General features: G+C 47.2%; 23 protein-coding genes. All 23 read left to right on the top strand.

Annotated elements, in window-relative coordinates:
* Positions 1 to 9 precede the first annotated feature (9 nt).
* The 23 genes from fabD to topA all read left to right on the top strand — a co-directional run bounded on the left by fabD (position 10) and on the right by topA (position 21,844).
* Positions 10 to 951, top strand: coding sequence for an ACP S-malonyltransferase (gene fabD, locus GCA01S_RS03040; RefSeq protein WP_017437119.1), 942 nt, complete (start codon positions 10 to 12; stop codon positions 949 to 951).
* A gap of 4 nt (positions 952 to 955) precedes the next feature.
* Positions 956 to 1,696, top strand: coding sequence for a 3-oxoacyl-[acyl-carrier-protein] reductase (gene fabG, locus GCA01S_RS03035; protein WP_017437118.1), 741 nt, complete (start codon positions 956 to 958; stop codon positions 1,694 to 1,696).
* Between the two features lie 64 nt (positions 1,697 to 1,760).
* On the top strand, positions 1,761 to 1,994 hold the full coding sequence (locus GCA01S_RS03030) for an acyl carrier protein (RefSeq protein WP_003251806.1): 234 nt from the start codon (positions 1,761 to 1,763) through the stop codon (positions 1,992 to 1,994).
* A 131-nt stretch (positions 1,995 to 2,125) separates the two neighbouring features.
* Positions 2,126 to 2,866: a ribonuclease III gene (rnc, locus tag GCA01S_RS03025; RefSeq protein WP_026078628.1), complete on the top strand. Its 741-nt coding sequence runs from the start codon at positions 2,126 to 2,128 to the stop codon at positions 2,864 to 2,866.
* Between the two features lie 81 nt (positions 2,867 to 2,947).
* Complete coding sequence (gene smc / locus GCA01S_RS03020; protein WP_017437116.1) at positions 2,948 to 6,511, top strand: chromosome segregation protein SMC; 3,564 nt, start codon at positions 2,948 to 2,950, stop codon at positions 6,509 to 6,511.
* Positions 6,512 to 6,531: 20 nt separating this feature from the next.
* The gene (ftsY, locus tag GCA01S_RS03015) at positions 6,532 to 7,533 is read left to right on the top strand and encodes a signal recognition particle-docking protein FtsY (RefSeq protein WP_017437115.1); all 1,002 of its coding nucleotides are present in this window, start codon (positions 6,532 to 6,534) and stop codon (positions 7,531 to 7,533) included.
* A 167-nt stretch (positions 7,534 to 7,700) separates the two neighbouring features.
* The gene (locus GCA01S_RS03010; protein WP_017437114.1) at positions 7,701 to 8,033 is read left to right on the top strand and encodes a putative DNA-binding protein; all 333 of its coding nucleotides are present in this window, start codon (positions 7,701 to 7,703) and stop codon (positions 8,031 to 8,033) included.
* Between the two features lie 14 nt (positions 8,034 to 8,047).
* Positions 8,048 to 9,388, top strand: a complete 1,341-nt coding sequence (gene ffh / locus GCA01S_RS03005; protein WP_042407121.1) for a signal recognition particle protein — start codon at positions 8,048 to 8,050, stop codon at positions 9,386 to 9,388.
* 95 nt (positions 9,389 to 9,483) lie between these two features.
* Complete coding sequence (rpsP, locus tag GCA01S_RS03000; protein ID WP_017437112.1) at positions 9,484 to 9,756, top strand: 30S ribosomal protein S16; 273 nt, start codon at positions 9,484 to 9,486, stop codon at positions 9,754 to 9,756.
* Positions 9,757 to 9,770: 14 nt separating this feature from the next.
* Entirely contained in the window at positions 9,771 to 10,007 is a 237-nt protein-coding gene (locus GCA01S_RS02995; RefSeq protein ID WP_017437111.1) for a KH domain-containing protein, read from the top strand.
* A 49-nt stretch (positions 10,008 to 10,056) separates the two neighbouring features.
* Positions 10,057 to 10,443, top strand: coding sequence for a YlqD family protein (locus GCA01S_RS02990; protein WP_017437110.1), 387 nt, complete (start codon positions 10,057 to 10,059; stop codon positions 10,441 to 10,443).
* A gap of 15 nt (positions 10,444 to 10,458) precedes the next feature.
* A complete protein-coding gene (gene rimM, locus GCA01S_RS02985; RefSeq protein ID WP_017437109.1) occupies positions 10,459 to 10,977 on the top strand; it encodes a ribosome maturation factor RimM in 519 nt (172 codons plus the stop codon).
* Positions 10,977 to 11,711 (top strand): tRNA (guanosine(37)-N1)-methyltransferase TrmD, encoded by a 735-nt coding sequence (gene trmD / locus GCA01S_RS02980; protein WP_026078627.1) that lies wholly within the window; start codon positions 10,977 to 10,979, stop codon positions 11,709 to 11,711. Before rimM ends, trmD begins: the two co-directional genes overlap by 1 nt.
* Before the next feature lie 137 nt (positions 11,712 to 11,848).
* On the top strand, positions 11,849 to 12,196 hold the full coding sequence (gene rplS / locus GCA01S_RS02975; RefSeq protein WP_017437107.1) for a 50S ribosomal protein L19: 348 nt from the start codon (positions 11,849 to 11,851) through the stop codon (positions 12,194 to 12,196).
* A gap of 124 nt (positions 12,197 to 12,320) precedes the next feature.
* The gene (gene lepB, locus GCA01S_RS02970; RefSeq protein ID WP_017437106.1) at positions 12,321 to 12,872 is read left to right on the top strand and encodes a signal peptidase I; all 552 of its coding nucleotides are present in this window, start codon (positions 12,321 to 12,323) and stop codon (positions 12,870 to 12,872) included.
* Positions 12,873 to 12,893: 21 nt separating this feature from the next.
* Positions 12,894 to 13,745 carry a ribosome biogenesis GTPase YlqF gene (ylqF, locus tag GCA01S_RS02965; RefSeq protein WP_017437105.1) on the top strand — a complete coding sequence of 284 codons (852 nt, stop codon included), beginning with the start codon at positions 12,894 to 12,896 and terminating at the stop codon, positions 13,743 to 13,745.
* An 80-nt stretch (positions 13,746 to 13,825) separates the two neighbouring features.
* Entirely contained in the window at positions 13,826 to 14,608 is a 783-nt protein-coding gene (locus tag GCA01S_RS02960; RefSeq protein ID WP_017437104.1) for a ribonuclease HII, read from the top strand.
* Between the two features lie 19 nt (positions 14,609 to 14,627).
* Positions 14,628 to 16,217, top strand: coding sequence for a hypothetical protein (locus GCA01S_RS02955; RefSeq protein ID WP_174407469.1), 1,590 nt, complete (start codon positions 14,628 to 14,630; stop codon positions 16,215 to 16,217).
* On the top strand, positions 16,214 to 16,486 hold the full coding sequence (locus GCA01S_RS02950; protein WP_017437102.1) for an EscU/YscU/HrcU family type III secretion system export apparatus switch protein: 273 nt from the start codon (positions 16,214 to 16,216) through the stop codon (positions 16,484 to 16,486). The genes GCA01S_RS02955 and GCA01S_RS02950 overlap by 4 nt, the downstream gene beginning before the upstream one ends.
* A gap of 141 nt (positions 16,487 to 16,627) precedes the next feature.
* Positions 16,628 to 17,788 (top strand): ADP-forming succinate--CoA ligase subunit beta, encoded by a 1,161-nt coding sequence (gene sucC, locus GCA01S_RS02945; RefSeq protein ID WP_017437101.1) that lies wholly within the window; start codon positions 16,628 to 16,630, stop codon positions 17,786 to 17,788.
* A gap of 17 nt (positions 17,789 to 17,805) precedes the next feature.
* A complete protein-coding gene (gene sucD / locus GCA01S_RS02940) occupies positions 17,806 to 18,708 on the top strand; it encodes a succinate--CoA ligase subunit alpha (RefSeq protein ID WP_017437100.1) in 903 nt (300 codons plus the stop codon).
* A gap of 76 nt (positions 18,709 to 18,784) precedes the next feature.
* Complete coding sequence (dprA, locus tag GCA01S_RS02935) at positions 18,785 to 19,666, top strand: DNA-processing protein DprA (RefSeq protein ID WP_042407116.1); 882 nt, start codon at positions 18,785 to 18,787, stop codon at positions 19,664 to 19,666.
* A 102-nt stretch (positions 19,667 to 19,768) separates the two neighbouring features.
* On the top strand, positions 19,769 to 21,844 hold the full coding sequence (gene topA, locus GCA01S_RS02930) for a type I DNA topoisomerase (protein ID WP_042407113.1): 2,076 nt from the start codon (positions 19,769 to 19,771) through the stop codon (positions 21,842 to 21,844).
* Positions 21,845 to 21,864: the final 20 nt, after the last annotated feature.

The raw sequence follows: 21,864 nt of genomic DNA, 5'->3' as shown, positions 1-21,864 counted from the left end.
GGAAAACGTATGGGGAAAATCGCTTTTATTTTTCCGGGACAAGGATCGCAGACGGTAGGCATGGGAAAAGATATTGCCGAAAGTGATGCCAATGCGCGGGCTCTGTTTCAAGCCGCTGATGAACGTTTAGGCTTTTCGCTTTCCTCGCTTATTTTCGAAGGCCCGCAGGAGACGCTGACGTTAACGTACAACGCCCAGCCGGCTTTATTGACGACAAGCATCGCCCTGCTTGAAAAAGTAAAAGAGGCAGGGATTACAGCCGATTATGTTGCCGGTCATAGTTTAGGAGAATATACAGCACTGGTGGCGGCAGGTGCGCTTTCGTTTGCTGATGCGGTATATGCGGTGCGAAAACGCGGCGAGTTTATGGAAGAAGCGGTGCCAGCCGGCGAAGGAACGATGGCGGCCGTATTAGGAATGGACGCCGCGGCACTTGAAGCGGTGACAAATGAAGTATCAGCGCAAGGCGACCCAGTACAGTTGGCCAATTTAAACTGCCCGGGTCAGATCGTTATCTCCGGTTCGAAAGCAGGCGTGGAAAAAGCTGGTCAGCTGGCGAAAGAGCGCGGCGCCAAACGGGTGATTCCGCTCGAGGTAAGCGGACCGTTTCATTCGTCCTTAATGAAACCGGCGGCCGGCAAATTGCAAGAAGTGCTAAACGACATTGCTACCCACGATGCGAAAATTCCGGTCATCGCCAACGTGACTGCGAAGCCGGTTGTGAAAAAAGAAGAGATTTCGCGCCTATTAATTGAGCAGTTATATTCCCCAGTGCGCTGGGAAGAATCAGTGCAAACGATGATCGCTTTAGGAGTGGATACGTTTATTGAAATCGGCCCAGGGAAGGTGCTATCCGGGCTGGTGAAAAAAATTGACCGCAACGTGCGCGTGCACGCCGTCAATGATCTAGAAACACTGGAATTAACCGTTGCGGCAGTGAAAGGAGAATAAAAGAATGTTGCAAAGGAAAGTAGCGCTTGTCACGGGAGCGTCGCGCGGCATCGGTCGGGCGATTGCGCTCGAACTTGCCCGCCAAGGGGCAACAGTAGCCGTCAATTACGCCGGCAGCGAAGCAAAAGCGAATGAAGTGGTCGAAGAAATCAAAAAGATGGGCCAAGAAGCGGTGGCGATCCAAGCGGATGTTTCCAGCGCCGAAGCCGTCGAGCGCATGGTAAAAACGGTGCTAGAGCAGTTTGGCCGCATCGATATTTTAGTGAACAATGCCGGCATTACCCGCGATAATTTATTGATGCGCATGAAAGAGGAAGAATGGGATCAGGTGATTAATACGAACTTAAAAGGGGTATTTCATTGCATAAAGGCGGTGACGCGGCCGATGATGAAACAACGCTATGGCCGCATCGTCAACATCGCCTCCATCGTCGGCATTAGCGGCAATCCGGGACAAGCAAACTATGTCGCCGCTAAAGCAGGGGTCATCGGATTGACGAAAACGGCGGCTCGGGAACTCGCCAGCCGCAACATTACGGTTAATGCCGTCGCCCCAGGGTTCATCACGACAGATATGACCGACAGTCTTAGCGACGAATTAAAAGCGGACATGTTAAAACAAATTCCGCTCGCCCGCTTCGGCGAGCCGGAAGACGTCGCCAAAGTCGTAGCCTTTCTTGTATCGGACGCAGCCAGCTACATGACTGGACAAACGCTTCATGTCGACGGCGGAATGGTGATGTAAATTTCAAATAGCCGCTAGTATTTTCTAGCCGAATCTACTATAATCATGAAGGGAGGTGAATCGAATGGCAGACGTATTAGAACGCGTAACGAAAATCATCGTAGACCGTCTAGGTGTCGAAGAATCGCAAGTAACGCTGGATGCTTCTTTCAAAGATGATCTTGGCGCTGACTCCCTAGATATCGTTGAACTCGTAATGGAATTAGAAGATGAATTTAATATGGAAATTTCCGATGAAGAGGCGGAAAAAATTGTCACAGTAGGAGACGCTGTGAACTACATAAAAAGCCACATGTAATATCTAGAAAAGTCCCGTTGCCCAAACGGGGCTTTCTCTGCTTTTTATCTGTGTAACGCACGGATGAACGGATATAATAAAGAAGTATACGATTGATTTTTGCGTCGAATGAAGTCGGAGGGCAATTCTATATGTCAAAACAAAAAGATAAAGAGCGCATTCATGAAAAAAGAAGAGCGAAATTTAAAGAACTGCAGGAAAAAATCGGCATTTTTTTTACGAACGAAAAGCTTCTCATTCAGGCTTTTACTCATTCATCGTATGTGAATGAGCATCGGAGACGGCTGCAGGAAGACAACGAACGGCTCGAATTTTTGGGCGATGCGGTGCTAGAGCTTACCGTTTCGCAATATTTGTTTAAAAAGTTTCCGCATATGAGCGAAGGGGAATTAACGAAGTTGCGGGCCGCGATTGTTTGCGAGCCTTCGCTTGTCAAGTTTGCCAACGCTTTGTCGTTCGGCGAGCTCGTCCTGCTAGGAAAAGGAGAAGAACTGACAGGCGGACGGACGAGACCGGCGCTGTTAGCAGATGTATTCGAGGCGTTTATCGGCGCGCTCTATTTAGATCAAGGAATGGATGCGGTCGTCCAATTTTTGGGACAAACGATTTTCCCAAAAGTTGATGAAGGTGCTTTTTCTCATGTGATGGATTTTAAAAGCCAATTGCAGGAGCTTGTGCAGCGTGATGGCATCGGCGTGCTGGAATATACGATTTTAGAGGAAAAAGGTCCAGCGCATAATAAAGAATTTGTTTCGCGCGTTTCGCTAAACGGAAAGGAGCTTGGCATCGGCGTTGGCAAGTCGAAAAAAGAAGCGGAGCAGCATGCGGCGCAGATGGCGCTCGAAACATTAAGAACACTGGAGAAACAATAAAGGGTTGGCTCTTAAAAATAGTCAGCCCTTTTTGCGGCTATTTATCGCACAACATAGGAAAGATTGTGAGGCGTGGTATGAATGTTCCTCAAACGTTTAGATATTATTGGATTTAAATCGTTTGCCGACCGCGTATCGATCGAATTTGTTCCCGGAGTGACGGCGGTTGTCGGTCCAAACGGGAGCGGAAAAAGCAACATTACCGATGCGATCCGCTGGGTGCTCGGCGAGCAGTCCGCAAAATCATTGCGCGGGGCGAAGATGGAAGATATTATTTTTGCCGGCAGCGATTCCCGCAAACCGCTTAATGTCGCGGAAGTAACGATTACCCTTGATAATGAAGACCAGTTTCTGCCGCTTGATTATCAAGAAGTAAGCATTACGCGCCGGGTGTATCGCTCAGGGGAAAGCGAATTTTTTATTAATAAGCAGCCTTGCCGTTTAAAAGATATTGTCGATTTATTGATGGATTCCGGACTTGGAAAAGAAGCGTTTTCGATTATCGGCCAAGGCCGCGTCGAGGAAATTTTAAGCAGCAAGCCGGAAGAACGGCGCACGATTTTCGAAGAGGCAGCCGGCGTGCTAAAGTATAAAATCCGCAAGAAAAAGGCAGAAGCAAAGCTTGCTGAAACACAGGAAAACTTGCATCGCGTCAGCGACATTTTACACGAGCTTGAGCAACAGCTAGAGCCGCTGAAAATGCAGGCATCGATCGCGAAAGACTATTTAGAAAAGCGCGATGAGCTGGAGCGGTTTGAAGTCGCACTGATGGTGCATGACATTGAACAGCTTTATGAGCAGTGGACATCGCTAAAACAGCAGCTTGAGCAGCATCAAAACGAAGAAATCGAGCTCTCTAGCACGCTGCAAAAAGCGGAAGCGGACATCGAACAGCTCCGCGACCACATTACCGCGCTCGATGAATCGATTGACGGGCTGCAGCAAGTGCTGCTTGTCGCGAGCGAAGAATTAGAAAAACTCGAAGGAAAGAAAGAAGTATTAAAAGAACGCAAGAAAAATGCGGTCCAATATCAGAGACAGCTCGAAGAGGCGATTGCCTCCCTTGCCGAGAAAAAAGAGCGCATCGAACAAGTATTAAGCCGTGAACAAACGCAGCTTGCCGAGCTGCAAACAGCGGTGGCCACGCTGCAAGCCGAATTAAAGGAAAAGCAAGCCTCCCTTTCGGCCTATGATGTGAATATTGAAGAAAAAATTGAACAATTAAAAAGCGATTATATTGAATTAGTCCATGAACAAGCTACCTTAAAAAACGAGCGCGCCCATCTGCAAACATTGCTAGAAAAGCTGCAGGCCAAACAAGCGGCGCTTGCGGAAGCAAACCACAAATATTTGGAGGAACGCCAAAAGCTGCGGCAACAATATGCAGCGTTAGACGAAAAACGGGTACAGCTTGAGAAAACGCTCGAGCAGGCGGAAGCGCTGTTGCGGCAAAAAACAGAGGAAGTTTCTGTGCTGAAAACAGATTTGGAAAAGAAAGAAGCGATGCTTTACCAAGCATACCAATATTTGCAGCAGACGAAATCGCGCAAAGAACTGCTTGAGGAAATGCAGCAAGACTATGCGGGATTTTTCCAAGGGGTAAAAGAAGTGTTAAAAGCGCGCGCGCAGTTTCCGGGCGTTCATGGTGCAGTTGTGGAGCTGATTCAAGTTCCCGACCGCTATGAAACAGCGATCGAAATTGCGCTCGGCGGCGCGATGCAGCATATTGTCGTCGAAAATGAAGAAGTGGCGCGCAAGGCCATTCACTATTTAAAAACCAATGCGTACGGCCGTGCGACTTTTTTGCCGATGAATGTCATACAGGCGAAAACGATTCCCGCCGAACAGCTTGCCTTGATAAAAGGCCATCCGGCATTTGTCGGAATCGCCAGCGAGCTGATTCATTATGAAAACATCTACCATTCTGTCATCGCTAATTTGCTTGGGAACGTCATCATCACAACCGATTTAAAAGGAGCGAATGAATTGGCTCGCCTGCTTCACTATCGCTATCGTCTTGTCACGCTTGATGGCGATGTCGTCAGTCCCGGCGGCGCGATGACTGGCGGCGGCATTGCGAAAAAAGCGAATTCGCTGTTAAGCCGAAATCGCGAGCTGGAGACGATTGCAGCGAAACTGCGGGAAATGGAAGAAAAAACGGGGAAGCTCGAGCAGCTTGTGCAAGCGAAAAAGAAACAAATTCAACAGGAAGAAACGAATTTGGCTGCGCTACGTGAACAAATAGAGGAGCAGCGTTTTTCGCTTCAGGAAGTAAAAGGCGAATTGCGCGAACTGCAATTGCAGGAAAAAAATATGAACGAACGCCTCGCCCTTTATGACCATGAAAAAGCGAATGACGAGCAGGAAGCAAGACAAATGACAGAGCGGCTCGCCGTCATCGCACAGCAGCTCGACCATCTGGAAAAGAAACTGCGGGAAATGGATGAAGAAATCAATAAGCTGCAAACGAAAAAGCAAACGGAACAAACATCAAAAGAAGCGTTGCAGACGGCGATGACCGAGCAAAAGATCGCCCTTGCCGAAACGCAGCAACGGTTGAAAAACGCGCAAGAAAAAGTAGAGCAGCTTGCCAGTGAGCTTGCCGATACGAAAAAGCAGCTGCAGACGGCCAAGCAAGAACTTGCCGTTTTAATAGAGGAGATGAATTCCAGCCATTCTAGCGAAGAAGAGTTAGAAGAATTGCGGAACAAAAAGCTAGAGGATAAGCAAAAAACGGTCGACCTCATCGCAAGCCGCCGCGAACAGCGGCTTCAGTACCAAGCACAGCTGGAACATCTAGAGCGGGAATGGAAGGAAAAGAAGCGGCAGCATAAACAGCTCGCCGATATCGTGAAAGATGAGGAAGTAAAGCTAAACCGCCTCGATGTCGAACTGGAAAATTTATTATCCCGCCTTCGCGAAGAATATACTCTTTCGTTCGAAGCGGCGAAAGCAGCCTATCCATTGACGGTCGATGTCCAAGAGGCGCGCAAACGAGTAAAATTAATCAAGCGGGCGATCGAAGAGCTCGGCACGGTAAATTTAGGTGCGATTGATGAATATGAACGGGTATCGGAGCGCTATCAGTTTTTAACCGAACAAAAAGCCGATTTGCAGCAGGCAAAAGAAACGCTTCATCAAGTGATCGACGAGATGGACCAAGAGATGAAAAAACGGTTTTTATCGACGTTTGAACAAATTCGCGCCCATTTTGGCGACGTCTTCTGTCAGCTGTTTGGCGGCGGCAATGCCGATTTGCGCCTGACCGATCCAAACAATTTGCTTGAGACTGGCATTGATATTGTCGCACAGCCGCCGGGAAAAAAGCTGCAGCATTTAAGTCTGCTTTCCGGCGGGGAACGGGCGCTGACAGCCATCGCCTTATTGTTTTCCATTTTAAAAGTGCGCCCGGTGCCGTTCTGCGTGCTCGATGAGGTCGAAGCGGCGCTCGATGAGGCGAACGTGTATCGCTATGCGCAATATTTAAAACAGTTTAGCAGCCAGACGCAATTTATCGTCATCACCCATCGAAAAGGCACGATGGAAGAGGCGGATGTGCTGTATGGGGTGACGATGCAGGAATCGGGCGTGTCGAAGCTCGTTTCTGTCCGTTTGGAAGATTCGAAACAACTTGTTAAGTCATGACAAGAAAGGATGGCGTCGATATGAGTTTTTTCAAAAAACTGAAAGAAAAAATTACACAGCAAGCCGATTCGGTTACCGAAAAGTTTAAGCAAGGTCTTACGAAAACGCGTGATTCGTTTGCAGGGCGCGTCAACGACTTAATCGCCCGCTATCGCAAAGTCGATGAAGAGTTTTTTGAAGAACTGGAAGAAATTTTAATTAGCGCCGATGTCGGTGTGACGACGGTCATGGATTTAATTGATGAGTTGAAAATGGAAGTGAAACGCCGCAATATACAAGACCCGAAAGAAATGCAAGAAGTGATTTCCGAAAAGCTTGTCGAGATTTACCGCGGCGATGACGAAGAATATGAAAAGTCAGCGGCGTTAAATATCCAGAAAGACGGTTTGACGGTCATATTGTTTGTCGGAGTGAACGGCGTCGGAAAAACAACGACGATCGGCAAGCTTGCCCATAAGCTGAAAACGGAAGGGAAAACGGTGATGCTCGCGGCCGGCGATACGTTCCGCGCCGGTGCGATTGAACAGCTCGAAGTTTGGGGCGAGCGCGTCGGCGCCGAAGTGATCAAGCAATCGGCCGGCTCTGATCCGGCAGCGGTCGTTTATGACGCCATCCAGGCGGCGAAAGCGCGCCGGGTTGACGTGCTTTTATGCGATACAGCCGGACGCTTGCAAAACAAGGTCAATTTAATGAAAGAGCTTGAAAAAGTAAAACGCGTCATTGAACGGGAAGTTCCGGGGGCGCCGCATGAAGTATTGCTCGTGCTTGACGCGACAACCGGACAGAACGCAATGAGCCAAGCGAAAATTTTTAAAGAGGCGACGAACGTCACCGGCATTGTGCTAACGAAGCTCGACGGTACGGCAAAAGGCGGCATCGTGCTGGCGATCCGCAATGAGCTTCATATTCCGGTGAAGTTTGTCGGCCTTGGCGAAAAAATGGATGACCTGCAGCCGTTTGATCCAGAAAAATATGTATACGGGCTGTTTGCCGATTTATTTGAGGGGAAAAGCGAGCAATAAAGGGCGTTTAGATTGGCGAAAAAATGCGATAGGCTGGCGGAAAGGCGAGATGGCGCCTTTTTAGCCGGCCTTGTTTTTGTAAAGATAAAATCTTGACAGAAGTAAGAAAAAAAGCTACACTAATCAACTGTAAAGGTGTTTCACTTAACAAAAGGGGAGGGAGTTTCATGCTCGAAAAAACGACGCGAATGAATTATTTGTATGATTTTTATCAGGCGCTGCTGACGCCAAAACAGCGCAGCTATATGTCGCTTTACTACTTAGATGATTACTCCCTCGGAGAAATTGCAGAGCAGTATGAAGTCAGCCGCCAGGCTGTTTACGATAATATCAAAAGAACAGAAGCAATGCTGGAAGAATACGAAAAAAAATTGGCGCTCTTTCAGAAGTTTCAAAAACGAAAACAGCTTATCAATCAATTAAAAGAATATATTTTACAAAAATACGGGAAAGATCAGCAGCTTTTTGCTCTTATTAATCAATTAGAAGAATTAGAGTAAGGAGGTGAAAACAGATGCCGTTTGAAGGGTTATCGGAACGTTTGCAAAACGTGATGAACAAAATCCGCGGCAAAGGAAAAGTAACAGAAGCGGATGTAAAGGAAATGATGCGCGAAGTTCGCCTTGCCCTTCTCGAAGCGGACGTAAACTTTAAAGTCGTCAAAGACTTTGTCAAGCGGGTCAGCGAACGCGCGGTGGGGCAGGAAGTGTTAAAAAGCCTGACGCCAGGGCAGCAAGTCATTAAAGTTGTCAAGGAAGAGCTGACCGAGCTGATGGGCGGCGAACAAAGCAAAATTGCCGTCGCCAGCCGGCCGCCGACCGTTGTGATGATGGTTGGGTTACAAGGCGCCGGGAAGACGACGACAACGGGGAAATTAGCGAATTTACTGCGGAAACGGTACAATCGCAAGCCGCTTTTAGTTGCGGCCGACATTTACCGTCCGGCGGCGATTAAACAGCTTGAAACGCTTGGAAAACAGCTCAATATGCCGGTTTTCTCTTTAGGCGACCAAGTCAGTCCGGTGGAAATCGCCAAACAGGCGCTCGAAAAAGCCAAGGAAGAACATTACGATTACGTGCTCATTGACACCGCCGGCCGCCTTCATGTTGATGAGGCGTTAATGGATGAATTAAAACAGATGAAAGAAGTAGCAAAGCCGGATGAAATTTTCCTCGTTGTCGATGCAATGACCGGGCAAGACGCGGTAAACGTCGCGCAAAGCTTTCATGAACAGCTCGGCATTACCGGCGTCATTTTAACGAAGCTGGACGGCGATACGCGCGGCGGGGCGGCGCTGTCGATTCGGGCGGTTACAAACACGCCGATCAAATTCGTCGGGATGGGCGAAAAGTTAGACGCCCTCGAGCCGTTTCATCCGGAGCGCATGGCTTCGCGCATTTTAGGAATGGGCGATGTGCTCACGCTGATTGAAAAAGCGCAAGCCGCTGTCGACGAAGAAAAAGCGAAAGAACTCGAGCAAAAAATGCGCACGGCGACATTTACGCTCGATGATTTCTTAGAGCAGCTCGGGCAAGTGCGCAAACTTGGGCCGCTCGATGAAATTTTAAAAATGCTGCCGGGCGTCAATAAAATCAAAGGATTGAACAACATCCAAATCGATGAGAAACAAATTAGCCGCGTCGAGGCGATTATTCGCTCGATGACGAAAGAAGAAAAAATGCATCCGGAAATTATTAACGGCAGCCGGAAAAAGCGGATTGCCAAAGGAAGCGGCACGTCCGTACAGGAAGTCAACCGGCTGTTAAAGCAGTTTGACGAAATGAAAAAGATGATGAAAATGATGACCAATATGCCAAAAGGAAAGAAAAGAGGGTTTAAATTCCCATTTATGTAGGGAAGTGATGTGTTAAGAAAAAACACTTTACAAACTACACAATTATTGTTAATATACTATCTTGTGTGAACTATTTACGGAGGTGCGAAATTAACATGGCAGTAAAAATTCGTTTAAAACGCATGGGTGCAAAGAAAAAACCTTTCTACCGTATCGTGGTTGCGGACTCTCGTTCTCCACGCGACGGCCGTTTCATCGAAACGATCGGTACGTATAATCCGCTTGCAGAACCAGCGGAAATTAAAATTGACGAAGAACTTGCGCTGAAATGGCTGCAAAACGGCGCAAAACCATCCGATACGGTACGCAATCTTCTATCCAAACAAGGGATTTTAGAGAAATTCCATAACTTAAAATACGGTAAATAAAGTTTGGGATGCGCATGAAACAATTAATTGAAACGATCGTTCAAGCGCTTGTCGATCATCCGGAAGAGGTATCAGTAACAAACAGCGAAGATGAACAGTCCATCACGTATGAATTATCGGTGCACAAAGAAGATATCGGAAAAGTGATTGGCAAACAAGGTCGCACGATTCATGCCATCCGCACGGTCGTTTACGCTGCTGCAGCGAAGCAGCCGAAAAGAGTAATTGTGCGAGTGAAAGAAAAAGGGTGAGGTCATTTCCTCTCCCTTTTTCTATATCCTTTTTGTTAGGAGTGACGCTATGAAAATTATTCAAACGATTGAAGTGCGGCAAATCGTCACCGAAAAAAGCAAACAGGCGCTCGAGAAAGCGTTTATGGCACAAAAACAGCAGCTTATGCGCGAATGTGACCAATTGCGGTTTGAGCAGAAACGGCTTGAAAAAACCGGAAAATATTCTTCTTCCCTTCTAAAGCAATACTTTGCGAAAGAAATGGATGCGAGGCTGGAGAAGATCAAACTTCTTGATTTTCAGCTTGAACAATTACATATCCTACCGTTAGGAAGCGAATTAAAAGAGCGCGAAGTGCAGGCGCTCATCGACGTACAGGTCGGTGACAATTGGGAAAGCGTCATGTCCAAACGTGCGATTATCATTGAAGACGGTATTGTCAAAGAAATTCGTTAAGAAGGGATGGATGAGATGGAAAGATGGTTTAACGTCGGCAAAATTGTCAACACGCATGGAATCCGTGGCGAAGTGCGCGTCATTTCACGGACCGATTTTCCAGAACAACGCTATAAAAAAGGCAATACGCTTTATATTTTTACCGAACAATCCGAAAAGCCGATCGCAGTGACGGTCAAAAGCCACCGCGTTCATAAATCGTTTGATTTACTTTCTTTTGAAGGATATGACAACATCAATCTTGTCGAGAAGTTTAAAGGGGCAATGTTGAAAGTACCGGAAAGCCAGCTTGGCGAGTTGAATGAGGGAGAGTATTATTTTCACGAAATCATTGGCTGTACGGTTGTGACAGAAGAAGGCGAAGTAGTTGGCACGGTGAAAGAAATTTTAACTCCGGGCGCCAACGATGTATGGGTCGTAAAGCGAAACGACGGCAAAGAAGTGCTGATTCCGTATATTGAAGATGTCGTAAAAGCGGTGGATGTAGACAAGAAAACGATTACGATCCGCCCGATGGAAGGATTGCTGGAATGATGAGAATCGATATATTAACGTTATTTCCAAATATGTTTACAGGCGTGTTGAATGAGTCGATTTTGAAAAAGGCGCAAGAAAAGAAAGCTGTTTCCATCCATGTTGTCAATTTTCGCGACTTCGCTGACAATAAACATAAAACAGTCGACGATTACCCGTACGGCGGCGGGGCCGGAATGGTGTTGAAACCGCAGCCGATTTTTGACGCTGTCCATCATGTCACAAAAGATTCCCCGCATCCACGCATTATTTTGCTTTGCCCGCAAGGAGAGCGCTACACGCAAAAAAAAGCGGAAGAGCTTGCAAAAGAGGAGCATTTAGTGCTCATTTGCGGTCATTATGAAGGCTATGATGAACGGATTCGCGAATATTTAGTGACAGATGAAATTTCCATTGGAGACTACGTGCTAACGGGCGGGGAACTGGGAGCAATGGTCATTGTCGATAGCGTGGTCCGGCTTCTCCCAGGCGTGCTTGGCAATGCGTCTTCCCCAGTACATGATTCGTTCAGCTCGGGACTTTTGGAATATCCGCAGTATACACGTCCCGCCGATTTTCGCGGCATGAAAGTTCCTGATGTACTTTTGTCGGGCAATCATCGCTTGATCGAGGAATGGCGGGAGCAGCAGTCGTTAAAGCGCACGTTTTTGCGCCGCCCTGATTTACTGGAAAACTACCCGTTAACGGAAAAACAAAAGCGATGGCTTGAACAGTGGAAAAAAGAGAAACGGTAACTATTGCGCACGATGCAAGTTTATGTTAGTATATTTTTTGTGTGACTTAAGCAGTTCGCTTAAGGCAGGAAAACGATGTTCCGCTGCAATGATGGATAAGCATTGTCATGAACATCTGTTGGAAGGAGTGGAAAATGATGCATCATTTAATCCAAGAAATCACGAAAGAGCAATTGCGGACAGATTTGCCAGACTTCCGTCCTGGCGATACGGTGCGCGTTCACGTGAAAGTTGTTGAAGGAAACCGTGAACGTATCCAAGTATTTGAAGGAGTAGTGATTAAACGCCGCGGTGCTGGCATCAGCGAAACATTTACGGTCCGCAAAGTGTCTTACGGGGTTGGCGTAGAACGCACGTTCCCAGTGCATACGCCGAAAATCGCGAAGTTAGAAGTTGTTCGCCGCGGTAAAGTACGCCGTGCGAAATTGTACTACTTGCGGCAACTTCGCGGTAAAGCAGCACGCATTAAAGAAACGGTTCAATAATGGATGCAGTGGGTTAGTCTTCGTTACGGAAAAGGAGCTTGATGGCAAGCTCCTTTTTTCACATATGTATCATATGTCATAATACATATTAAAAACAAAAAAAACGTTTAGGTGGGAGAAAAAGATGGAACAGAAAAAAAGTGAACTGCGGGAATGGATGAAGGCAATCGTGGTTGCCGTGTTGCTGGCGGGAGGCATTCGCTATTTTATTTTTGCTCCGATTATTGTTGACGGCCAGTCGATGATGCCGACCCTTCACGATCACGACCGCATGATTGTCAATAAGCTCTCTTATAAAATTGGTACACCTCACCGTTTTGACATTATTGTTTTTCATGCCGAAGAGGGAAAAGACTATATTAAGCGGGTCATCGGCTTGCCGGGCGACCATATTGAATACAAAAATGATACGTTATATGTAAACGGCAAGCCGTACGAGGAACCGTACCTGGAAGAATATAAAAAGCAAGTGATGGATGGCCCGCTGACCGAACCGTTTACTTTAGAAGAAATTACCGGCCGGAAAACTGTACCGGAAGGCTATCTGTTTGTGATGGGGGATAACCGCCGTTTTAGCAAAGATAGCCGTCATATCGGGTTTATTCCAATGGAAAAAGTTGTCGGCAAGGCCAGCATCATCTATTGGCCCCTGTCTGACGCACGGGTTGTGAAATAACGCGATAAATGGGTGATACACATGACGATTCAATGGTTTCCCGGCCATATGGCCAAAGCGAAACGAGAAGTGCAAGAAAAATTAAAATTAATCGATATCGTGTTCGAATTGCTCGATGCCCGCATTCCGCTGTCATCGAGAAATCCGATGATTCATGAAATTCTTGGCAACAAGCCGCGCATCGTTTTACTAAATAAAGCGGATATGGCCGATGAGACGGTGACAGAGCAATGGATTGCCTATTTCGAACGGCAGCAGTTGCGTGCGCTGGCGATCGATGCGCAAACAGGAACGGGAATTAGGCAAATTGTATCGTCAGCAAAGGAAATGTTGAAAGACAAGTTTGCGAAAATGGCGGCAAAAGGAATCAAAAACCCGCGGCCGATGCGTGCGCTGATCGTCGGTATACCCAATGTGGGGAAATCAACGCTTATCAATCGGCTTGCCGGCAAAAATATCGCGAAAACAGGCGATAAGCCGGGAGTGACAAAAGCGCAGCAATGGATTAAAGTCGGCAAGGAGATGGAGCTTTTAGATACGCCGGGAATTTTATGGCCAAAATTTGAAGATGAGGAAGTCGGATTGAAGCTGGCTACGACCGGTGCGATTAAAGATACAATTTTAAATTTGCAGGATGTGGCGGTATACGCGCTAAACTTTTTGAAGGAACATTATCCGGAGCGGTTGAAAGAACGTTATTCGCTCGACGACATTCCTGAAGAAATTGTGGCCTTGTTCGATGCGATCGGCAAGCGGCGCGGTTGTCTTGTAAGCGGCGGGGCGGTTGATTACGACAAGGTAGCGGAAATTGTGCTTCATGACATTCGCACCGAAAAACTAGGAAGAATTAGCTTTGAATCTCCAGCTACATAAAAGCCCGCTTGACCCGGGCTTTATTTTTTATGCAGTAATGCCGATATAAATGATAGAAAAAAGGAGAGAGGACAAGCAGCATGGAACAATATACGGTCAAAGAGATACAGGCATTGTTGCGGCAAATTGATGACGAACATGACCCGCTGCTTGAAGCGATCATGCAAGATGAGCGGAAAAGCGTGCAGCAGCTGGTGGCGCGCTGGCGGAAACAAAAAAAACAGGAAGAACAAGCAAAAAGGCAATGGGAAGAAATGACCCGCTATGAAAGGCAATTGTATGAGAAAGGAATCGAGTGGATTGCCGGCATTGATGAAGCGGGGCGGGGCCCGCTTGCCGGACCGGTCGTGGCGGCGGCGGTCATTTTGCCAAAAGACGCCTATATTCCCGGCTTAAATGATTCAAAAAAGCTTTCGGAAGCAAAGCGGGAAACCCTGTTTCATGCGATTCAATCATGCGCTGTTTCGATCGGCATCGGCGTGGTCACTGCGGCAGAAATCGATGAAATCAACATTTATGAAGCGACAAAAAAAGCAATGGTCAAGGCGGTGCAGCAGCTTTCTCCGCAACCGCACTATTTATTCATTGATGCGATGGCACTTCCGATCCCGACGCCGCAGCAAAGCATTATTAAAGGCGATGCCAACAGTGTTTCGATCGCTGCTGCCTCCATTATTGCCAAAGTGACGCGCGACCACTTTATGAAGCAGCTGGCAAAGCGCTATCCGCAATACGGATTTGATAAAAATATGGGGTATGGCACGCGGCAGCATTTGGAAGCCATTCGTACGTACGGCGCCATTGAGGAGCATCGCCGCTCTTTCTCGCCGGTAAAAGAGATGCTTGAAGAGACGAACAAATAAAGCGGGGGGAGCAAGAAAAATGATGGAGCGCATCGACAAAGCTTTTTCCGTTTCTCCTGCCCCTGATGCCACCTATCACCGTTTTCGCCACGGACAGGTGATTGTCGGAAAAATTGAAAGCATACAAGAAGAAACGCAGAAAGGAAAAACAGCGCTTGTACGCGTCGGCGAGCAGCTCGTTACCGCACGCCTGCAAACGTCGTTACAAGCTGGGAATTCTTATTTGTTTGAGGTAAGACATGAAAATGGCGAAATTTATTGGAAGCCGATCTCCAAACAGCCGAAGCGCCATCTGACGTCTTCCATCCAAAACGATGAAGCGGCGCAATATTTGCTGCAAAAATGGAAGTTGCCAAAAGATTTATATCCGCTATTACGTTTTGCGTTGGCGGAAAAAATACCGATTACGAAAGAAGAACTGTTTTATATCGCTTCGTTAGTAGAGAAGGTCGAACATAAAAAAGAGGGATTGTCTGTTTTGGAATATATGTTGGTCCAGCGCCTCCCGATGACAAAAGATATTTTCTTTTCGCTGCTTGCGGTGAAAACGAATCCACCGCTTTTTTATCAGCTGCAACACGTTGAAAGCCGCCTCGCTTCGCTGCCGCCGCACCAGCCGGAGCCGGTCGAGGCGCTGCGCCGCTACATTCAACAAATGTTCCACACGCCGGTTCATGCCTATGAAAGCCTTGTCAAATTGCTGCAATCCCTACAACAGCCGGAGCCAAACGCGGCGCAGCAACTGTTGAACAGGCTGGGGGTGTCCGTGCCGGAAATTGCCGCAGATGAGCTGGCCAAACTGCAAGCAGCAATGGAAAAAAGAGATTTCCCGCAAGTCAAGCAGCAGTTGCAGCTATTATTCTCTCCATTTGATGAACAAACGTTTCTAGAACACTTTCAAACCGTTTTCGCTTCCTATCAGGCCGGTTTGCTTCCGAATGAGGAACAGCGGCTTTTTTCTGCGGTGTTGGCTGACGCAGATATTGCGTTATCAATGTTTCATCTGCTAAAACAATGGTTGCCAAAGCTTGGGGTTGGCGATGAAGCGAAGATCCGCCGCGCATTAAAAACAAACACTTTCCATGAAGCGGCGTTTTCATCGTTAAAGACGCTCCTTTTGCAAGCGTTGGAAGATGTGAATGATCCGGCATTAAAAGAAAGGCTGCAAACACTTCTGCACCATATTAATGGCCAACAGCTGCTATCGGACATCGAAGGACCCATCCAGCATCTATTTGTGCAAATTCCGTTTCAGCTCGGCCGGCAGCACACGGATGCAACGATTTATTGGCAAGGAAAAAGACAAAGAGATGGAAAAATCGACCCTGATTACTGCCATATTGTGTTTTGCTTATTTCTTGATCACTTAAAAGAAACCGTTGTCGACGTGCGCGTTCAGCAGCGGATCGTTCATATTTCTGTTTTCAATCCTGCCCCGCGCTTGCCCGAGCTGGCAAACGCCTTGCAACCGATGCTGAAAGAGCGGCTTGCCGCGCATGGCTATACGCTGTCGGCTTTGAAAGTGGAAGCGGTGGCAGCAAAAAAAACGCTGCTGCCTATCGATGCTGCGTTTGACAAGCGCTATAGCGAGGTGGATTACCGCATATGAAAAACGAAAAAAAGCAGGCGGTAGCTCTTTCCTATGACGCGAACGTGCAGGAGGCGCCGATCGTAGTGGCGAAAGGAAAAGGATACGTCGCGGAAGCAATCATTGCCGCGGCCAGACAGCACGGCATTCCGATCCAGGAAGATCCGTCCCTTGTCCAATTATTAAGCGAATTGGAAGTAAATGAAATGATTCCCGAAGATTTATATGTCCTTGTTGCCGAATTGTTTGCCTTTATTTATCATCTAGACCGGCAGGCAAAAATGGAATAAACCTGCTTCCAGCAAGGGATTGGGAGATTTTACTGTTTTTAAATTTTTCAATTTTGTGTCGAAATGGTGGACAATATAGAAAGTGTCATTATAAAATGAAAGCGCTAGAATTTTTTTAGTTTATACATAGGAGGTTGGCGCATGAATATTCATGAATATCAAGCAAAAGAAATCCTCAGAAGCTACGGCGTTAGCGTGCCAAACGGCCGCGTAGCGTTCACTGTTGAGGAAGCGGTAGAAGCGGCAAAAGAATTAGGGACTCCTGTCTGCGTCGTTAAAGCGCAAATTCATGCCGGCGGACGCGGAAAAGCCGGAGGGGTAAAAGTAGCGAAAAGCTTGGATGAAGTTCGTACATATGCGAACGAACTGTTGGGAAAAGTGCTTGTCACCCATCAAACAGGTCCGGAAGGGAAAGAAGTAAAGCGCTTGCTTATTGAAGAAGGATGCGACATTAAAAAAGAATATTACATCGGCTTAGTCGTCGACCGCGCAACTTCCCGCGTTGTTTTAATGGGTTCGGAAGAAGGCGGAACCGAAATCGAAGAAGTAGCGGCGAAAACGCCGGAGAAAATTTTTAAAGAATATATTGACCCGGCCGTAGGATTGCAAGCGTTTCAAGCGCGCCGTTTAGCGTTCAACATCAATATTCCAAAAGAGCTTGTCAATCAGGCGGTCAAATTTATGATGGGGCTTTACCAAGTGTTTGTTGACAAAGACTGCTCGATCGCCGAAATCAACCCGCTTGTTGTCACCGGCGACGGCAAAGTAATGGCGTTGGATGCCAAACTGAACTTTGATTCGAACGCACTGTACCGCCATAAAGACATTTTAGAATACCGCGACTTAGATGAAGAAGATCCGAAAGAAGTCGAAGCGTCGAAATATGATTTAAACTATATCGCGCTTGACGGCAATATCGGCTGCATGGTCAACGGCGCCGGCTTGGCGATGGCGACGATGGACATTATCAAATATTACGGCGGCGAGCCAGCCAACTTCTTGGATGTCGGCGGCGGCGCGACCGCGGAAAAAGTAACGGAAGCGTTTAAAATTATTCTTTCTGACCCAAACGTCAAAGGCATTTTCGTCAATATTTTCGGCGGCATCATGAAATGCGACGTGATTGCCAGCGGCATTGTTGAAGCAACGAAACAAGTCGGTCTCAATCTTCCGCTTGTCGTCCGTCTCGAAGGAACGAACGTCGAACTGGGGAAAAAGATTTTGCGAGAATCGGGTCTAAACATTACCGCTGCTGAATCGATGGCAGACGGCGCGCAAAAAATTGTCGAGCTAGTACGTTAAGAAAGTGAGGGAGAAACGTGAGCATTTTTGTTAACAAAGACACAAAAGTCATCGTTCAGGGGATTACAGGTTCGTCAGGGTTATTCCATACGAAACAAATGCTCGAGTACGGAACAAAAATTGTAGGCGGCACTTCACCTGGCAAAGGCGGAACGGAAATTGAAGGCGTTCCTGTATTTAACACCGTTGAAGAAGCGGTAAAGGCGACAGGAGCAAACGCGTCTATTATTTATGTTCCAGCCCCATTTGCCGCTGACGCGATTATGGAAGCGGTCGATGCGGAATTAGACCTTGTCGTTTGTATTACCGAAGGCATTCCGGTCTTGGATATGGTAAAAGTAAAACGGTATATGGAAGGCAAAAAAACGCGCCTCATCGGTCCTAACTGCCCGGGCGTCATCACGCCGGAAGAATGCAAAATCGGCATCATGCCTGGATACATTCATAAAAAAGGCCACGTCGGCATCGTTTCCCGCTCTGGTACGCTAACGTACGAAGCAGTTCATCAATTGACACAAGCCGGCATCGGCCAATCGACAGCAGTCGGCATCGGCGGCGACCCGGTCAACGGCACGAACTTTATCGACGTGTTAAAAGCGTTTAACGAAGATGAAGAAACATATGCCGTCATCATGATTGGCGAAATCGGCGGTACGGCAGAAGAAGAAGCGGCAGAATGGGTAAAAGCGAACATGACTAAACCGGTCGTTGGCTTTATCGGCGGTCAAACAGCGCCTCCAGGAAAACGGATGGGCCATGCCGGTGCGATCATTTCCGGCGGTAAAGGAACAGCGGCGGAAAAAATTAAGAAAATGAACGAATGCGGCATTAAAGTGGCAGAAACGCCAGCCGTCATCGGTGAAACGCTAATTTCCGTCTTAAAAGAACGCGGACTTTACGAAAAATGCAAAACCCATTAATAAATATTCATCGTCCCGCATCGTTTTTCATGCGGGACGATATTTTATATAAAATATTGATAGAAAGGAGAATAAGATGTACGATTCTGTTCGCGAACGGCTCATTCACCTGCATCATTGCCGCGGAGCGGGATGGAAAACGATACGCCGTTTATTTGACATGGATCCAACCTTTTCCTCCCTCTTCGCCTTATCCCCTGATGTTTTACAAACATACCTGTCTTTATCCTCGCAGCAGAGCACCGTCTTTTTCCAAGATTTATATTCCCCTCAGATTGAAAGTATGATAAAAACATATAGGGACAAAAATATTCACATCATCACTATTTTTGACTTAGACTATCCTCCTTTGTTAAAACATATATACGAGCCGCCATGGGTGCTGTATGCAAAAGGAAATACGAAGCTTTTGTCTAATTTAAAAATGATTAGCATCGTTGGCACAAGGCGGCCGACAAAAGAGGGGGCCGAATCGCTGCGCCAATTAGTTCCGCCGCTGGCGGCTGATGGCTGGGTCATTGTCAGCGGCCTGGCCGTAGGAATCGATACGATGGCCCATGAAATGGCGGTCGAAAGCGGCGGAAAGACGATCGCTGTAATTGGCGGAGGATTGGATCATATATATCCGCGGCAAAATGAAAAACTAGCAAAACAATTAATGGAGGAACATCTCGTTTTAGCGGAGCATCCTCCGCATATTCGGCCGCAAAAATGGCATTTTCCATCACGCAACCGGATTATTAGCGGACTATCGCTTGGAACGGTTGTTGTCCAAGCGAAAGCGAGAAGCGGCTCGTTAATCACCGCTCTCTTTGCCTTGGAGCAAGGGAGAGAGGTCTTTGCCGTGCCCGGACCGATTTTTTTAGAGCAAGCGAAAGGACCGAACATGCTCATCCAGCAAGGAGCAAAATTAGTTCAGTGTGCGGCCGATATAGCGGCGGAATTCCCTTACCTTTGAGACAAATCAACAACAATTTTTTTCATATCACGTTTGACAAATATCATAAGAATCATTAATAATAATGAAGATTTAAATTTACCTCTTAGGGGAGGAAGTTGGATGTCAGATTACCTTGTCATCGTGGAATCGCCAGCGAAAGCGAAGACGATTGAGCGATATCTAGGCAAAAAATATAAAGTAAAAGCTTCCATGGGACATGTTCGAGATTTGCCAAAAAGCCAAATGGGCGTTGATATAAATAACGGCTATGAGCCAAAATACATTACGATTCGCGGAAAAGGCCAGATTATTAAAGAATTAAAAACAGCAGCAAAAAAAGCGAAAAAAGTGTTTCTCGCCGCCGACCCGGATCGCGAAGGGGAAGCGATCGCCTGGCATTTAGCGAACATGCTTGATCTTGACATACATTCCGATTGCCGCGTTGTCTTTCATGAAATTACAAAGGATGCCATTAAAGAGTCGTTTCAGCATCCGCGTGCGATCAATATGAATCTTGTTGACGCGCAGCAGGCGCGGCGCGTTTTAGATCGCCTTGTCGGGTACAACATCAGCCCGCTGCTTTGGAAAAAAGTCAAGAAAGGATTAAGCGCGGGACGCGTTCAGTCTGTTGCCTTGCGCCTCATTATCGACCGCGAAAAAGAAATTAAACAGTTTCAGCCGGAAGAATATTGGACGATTCAAGCGGAGTTTGTGAAAGGAAACGAAACATTTACCGCTTCTTTTTACGGTGTCGACGGGGAAAAGATGGACTTAAAAAAGGAAGCGGACGTTTCTTCTGTGCTCGAGCGAATAAATGGCAATGATTTCACCGTCAAGACGGTAACGAAAAAGGAGAGAAAGCGAAATCCTGTGCCGCCGTTTACTACCTCCTCCTTGCAGCAAGAAGCAGCGCGCAAATTGAATTTTCGGGCGAAGAAAACGATGATGATCGCCCAGCAGCTGTATGAGGGAATTGACCTTGGCAGCGAGGGAACGGTCGGGTTAATTACGTACATGCGCACGGACTCAACAAGAATTTCCGAAAGCGCCCAGCAAGAAGCAATAACGTATATTGAATCGGTATTTGGCAAGGAATTTGTCACACAAGAAAAACGAAAAGAAAAGAAAAGTGCGAATGCGCAGGACGCTCATGAAGCGATCCGTCCGACATCTGCGTTTCGCGATCCGGAAAAGGTAAAACCGTATTTAACGCGTGACCAGTTTCGGCTGTATAAGCTGATTTGGGAACGTTTTATCGCCAGCCAAATGGCCGCTGCCGTATTGGATACGATGAGCGTCGAGCTCGAAAATGAGGGGGTCGTCTTTCGCGCCAGCGGCTCCAAAGTCAAATTTCCGGGGTTTATGAAAGTGTACGTAGAAGGAACGGACGATCAGACGGAAGAACAAGACCGGTTTCTTCCCGATTTACAGGAAGGGGAGAAGGTGGTCGGCAAAAAGATTGAACCGAAGCAGCATTTTACCCAGCCGCCTCCTCGTTATACGGAAGCGCGGCTTGTCAAGACGCTAGAGGAACTTGGCATCGGCCGGCCGTCTACGTATGCGCCGACGCTTGATACGATTCAAAAGCGAAACTACGTCGTGCTAGAAAATAAGCGCTTTGTTCCGACCGAACTCGGAGAAATCGTGCTGGAGCTTATTTTAGAGTTTTTCCCGGAAATTATTGATGTCGAGTTTACGGCAAAAATGGAGAAAAATTTGGATGAAATTGAAGAAGGCAAAGTAGAATGGGTCAAAGTGGTCGACAAATTTTACCGCGAATTTGAAAAACGGCTGCAAATCGCGGAAAAGGAAATGAAAGAAGTCGAGATTAAAGACGAGCCGGCGGGAATCGACTGCGAAGTGTGCGGAAGCCCAATGGTATATAAAATGGGACGTTTCGGCAAGTTTGTCGCCTGTTCGAATTTTCCGGAATGTCGCAATACAAAGCCAATCGTTAAGGAAATCGGCGTCAAATGTCCGAAATGCCATGAAGGCAATATTGTCGAACGCAGCAGCAAGAAAAAGCGGATTTTTTACGGCTGCGACCGCTTTCCGCAATGCGACTTCGTTTCATGGGATAAGCCGCTCGCCCGTCCTTGTCCGAAGTGCGGCGGACTATTGGTGGAAAAGAAACTGAAAAAAGGCGTGCAAGTGCAATGCACGGCATGTGACTACGAGGAAGAACCGCAATCGTAAGCGAATAAGGAGGAATATGA

Source organism: Parageobacillus caldoxylosilyticus NBRC 107762, from assembly GCF_000632715.1.
Taxonomy (GTDB): Bacteria; Bacillota; Bacilli; order Bacillales; family Anoxybacillaceae; genus Saccharococcus; species Saccharococcus caldoxylosilyticus.
This window is presented reverse-complemented; position numbering and strand designations above follow the sequence as displayed.